The organism is Roseomonas indoligenes (assembly GCF_017813365.1).
GTDB lineage: Bacteria > Pseudomonadota > Alphaproteobacteria > Acetobacterales > Acetobacteraceae > Roseomonas > Roseomonas indoligenes.
This window is the reverse complement of record NZ_JAGIZA010000061.1, coordinates 1-1,032: the sequence shown is the minus strand read 5'-3', so window position 1 is coordinate 1,032 and position 1,032 is coordinate 1. Positions and strand designations below refer to the sequence as shown.

1 protein-coding gene is annotated in these 1,032 nt (G+C 67.2%); it reads right to left on the bottom strand.

Annotated features, from left to right (window positions below; all coding sequences use genetic code 11):
* Positions 1-15 precede the first annotated feature (15 nt).
* Positions 16-962, bottom strand: a protein-coding gene (locus tag J5Y10_RS27635) for an IS630 family transposase (protein WP_408901607.1) whose coding sequence is annotated in 2 segments (ribosomal slippage) — positions 16-617 and positions 617-962 — 948 coding nt in all. Because the reading frame shifts where the segments join, the coding sequence is not laid out codon by codon here.
* Positions 963-1,032 lie beyond the last annotated feature (70 nt).

Sequence of the window (1,032 nt, the reverse complement as noted above, 5' to 3'; positions counted from 1 at the left end):
TAGAGCATTTCCAGCTTACTCGGACGCGTATCCTGAGTTGGCGAGGTAGTTTCTGCACTCGGCTTGGGTGAAGGTGTCGAGCAGGCGCCCGATGGTGGTCCAGAGGGCTTCGCGGGTACGGGTTGTGGCCTTTCGGAGCAGCGCCTTCAGCTTGGCGAAGGCCTGCTCGATCGGGTTCAGGTCGGGCGAGTAGGGCGGCAGGTAGAGGGGGCTGGCGCCGGTGGCCCGGATGGCTTCGCGGACACCGGCGACCTTGTGGGCAGCGAGGTTGTCCATGACCACCACGTCGCCCTTGGTCAGGACGGGTGCGAGGAACTGCCTCACGTAGGCGAGGAAAGCTTCGCCCGTCATGGGCCCGTCGAGCACGAGCGGCGCGACGAGGCCGGTGCTGCGCAGCCCTGCGATGAAGGTGGTGGTGCGCCAGTGACCGTGCGGCGTGGCATCGACCAGGCGCTCGTTCCGCGGCCCCCAGCCATAGCGGCGGATCATGTTCGTGGAAGCACCGGTCTCGTCGAGGAACACGAAGCGCTCAGGGTCCATGTAGCGCTGCCAAACCCGCCAGTGACGGCGGTGCTCGGCGACGTCCGGCCGGTCCTGCTCGGCCGCCCTCATCTGCTTTTTTTATGTGACTGGTCGATCCGCTTCAGCATGGACCAGATCGTCATCAGCGACACCGGCGCCACACCGCGCTCGACCAGGGCCGCCCGGATCTCCGCCAGAGTGATCCCCTTCCGACTGGCCGTCAGCTGGCGGAGGAACTCTTCCTGCCCGGACAGCAGCGGCTTGCGGTAGCCCCCGATCCGGGCCGGGGCCGTGCTGCCGGTCTCGCGCACCCGCCGCACCAGCTTGATCGCCGCAGACGCGCTCACTGCGAACCGGGCTGCCGCCTCACGCGCCGAGGCGCCCTCCTCAACAGCCCGGACCAGGCGCTTGCGCAGGTCCTGCGACAGAGGTGCCGTCATCTCCAGCCTCGCTGCTCAACAACAGCGTCGAATCAGAACCCGCGAGTCTGTGCAAGCCGGAAATGCTCTA